Origin of the sequence: Streptomyces sp. TRM64462 (genome assembly GCF_013362995.1) — a bacterium.
In the GTDB taxonomy this organism is placed as follows: Bacteria; Actinomycetota; Actinomycetes; order Streptomycetales; family Streptomycetaceae; genus Streptomyces.
In genome coordinates this window covers 1-1,972 of sequence record NZ_JABWDV010000310.1, presented here as the reverse complement: position 1 = coordinate 1,972, position 1,972 = coordinate 1, and the positions used below count along the sequence as shown (strand labels likewise).

At 75.2% G+C, this 1,972-nt stretch carries 2 protein-coding genes; one reads left to right on the top strand and one right to left on the bottom strand.

Annotation, left to right across the window (positions count from 1 at the left end):
- Positions 1-663: FHA domain-containing protein (locus HTZ82_RS32260; RefSeq protein ID WP_254711878.1), on the top strand; the 663-nt coding region annotated here is incomplete at its 5' end.
- A gap of 152 nt (positions 664-815) precedes the next feature.
- On the opposite strand, the gene HTZ82_RS15155 is transcribed toward HTZ82_RS32260, so the two are convergent.
- Positions 816-1,790, bottom strand: a complete 975-nt coding sequence (locus tag HTZ82_RS15155) for a methyltransferase domain-containing protein (protein WP_175409909.1) — start codon at positions 1,788-1,790, stop codon at positions 816-818.
- Positions 1,791-1,972: the final 182 nt, after the last annotated feature.

The following is a 1,972-nucleotide window of genomic DNA, read 5'->3' as shown; positions in this document are numbered from 1 at the left end:
CCGCCGCAGGCCCCGCAGCCGCACGCGCCTCATGCGCCTCAGCCGCCGCAGCACCAGCAGCCACCGTTCGCCGGGCAGCCGGGCGCCCCGCAGCCCCCGGCCGCCGCAGCAGCACCGGCCGCACCCTCCGCACCCGCCGCGCCCGCTCCGGCACCCGCGTCGCAGCAGCACCAGCAGCCGCCCGCGCCGCACACACCCGCCGCCCAGGCGGGTCCGGGTGGCAGCGGGCCAGGGGCGCCGCAGTTCCCTGCCGCGCCCGCCGGCTGGACCGTGGTCGTGGCGCCCGACCGCGACTACTTCATGGCGATGATGCGCCGCAGCGGCCCCGAGGCCGCGGGCCTGAACCTGCCCGCGTACTCGCCGGAACGCCGCGTCGCGCTGACCGGCAAGCAGATCAGCGTCGGCCGCCGCCGCCAGTCCACGGGCGAGGCCCCGGACATCGACCTGTCGGTGCCGCCGGAGGACCCGGGCGTCTCGCACCAGCACGCCATGCTGGTCCAGCAGCCGGACGGTTCGTGGGCGGTGGTGGACCAGAACTCCACCAACGGCACCACGCTCAACGGCGGCGAGGAGCCGATCCAGCCGTACGTCCCCGTACCGCTGCAGGACGGCGACCGGGTCCACGTCGGCGCGTGGACGACGCTCACGGTCGTACGCGGCTGAGGCGCGTCTTTCCCCCACCCCGCCCCTTCCCATAACTGGGGGCTCCGCCCCCAGACCCCCGTATCGCTCCCCCAAGCTCTTCGAGCAGGGGGTACCCCCAGAACGGCGCTCGTCCTCAAACGCCGGACGGGCTCAAAATTGAGCCCCCCGGCCTAAGCCCCCAGCGGCCAGCTGTACGGGCCCTCGGGGTCGTCCAGCCACGCCCACTGGCGCCCGTCGCCTACCGTCACGCCGTACCGTTCGCGCTCCGGCCTGCCCTCGCGTTGCCAGAGCGCGTGCGCCTCGTACGGGTCGAGGCTGCCCGCCGTCAGGGTCAGCAGGAAGCGGAACAGCTCGCTGTCGAGGGCGCGCCGGGGCAGCCCGCCGGTGCGCACCTCGGGCGGGGCGGGCGCGGCGCCGCGCAGCGGGACGAAGTACGCCGACGTGTGCAGGAACCGGCCCTCGGCGTGCCCGGCGTCCCGGACGCGCAGCCGCAGCACGCCCGTCGAGAGGGGTGCGACGATCCGCGCGCCCGGCCGGCACTGGGCGAGCCACACGTCCGGTACGGAGGGCAGCGCGCAGGTCGCGACGATCAGGTCGAAGGGCGCACGGCCGGGGCAGCCGCGGGCGCCGTCGCCGGTGACGACGGCCGGGTGGTAGCCGGCGGCGTCGAGGTGGGCGCGTGCGGCGTCGGTGATGTCGGTGTCGAGGTCCATGGTGGTGACGTGGGTGTCGCCGAGCCGGTGCGCGAGCAGGGCGGCGTTGTAGCCGCTGCCGGTGCCGATCTCCAGGGCGGTGTCGCCGTCGCGGGCGTCGAGGGCGTGCAGCATGCCGGCCATCAGGGACGGCTGGCTGGCGGTGGACACGAGGTCGCCGTCCCGGAGGCGGATGCCGAGCGGCCGGTCCTCGTAGGCCACGGCGAGCCACTCCTCGCGGCGCAGCGGGTCCGGGTCGTCGCGCCACAGCCGTTCGTACCCGCCCATGACGCCGAGGTAGTAGTACGGCACGAACAGGTGCCGAGGCACCGCCGCGAACGCCGCCCGCCAGGCCGGGTCGGGCAGGGCGCCCTCGGCCTCCAGCACGGCCACCAGCCTGCGGCGCGCCTCGGCGGCGGCTTCGGCGAACGGATCGTCCCGTTGTGCACCCATACCTCCACTGTGCGGCACACGGGCCGCTGCGCGCGGGAGCCGCGGGAGTCGCGGGAGTCGCGCGGGAGTCCTAGGCCGTTTCTTTCGGATCATCTTGCCGACCAGATGAAGATGGCGGCGATGTGGAGTCCGGCGAGGTAGATGGTGGCGGTCTTGTCGTATCGAGTGGCCAGACCGCGCCA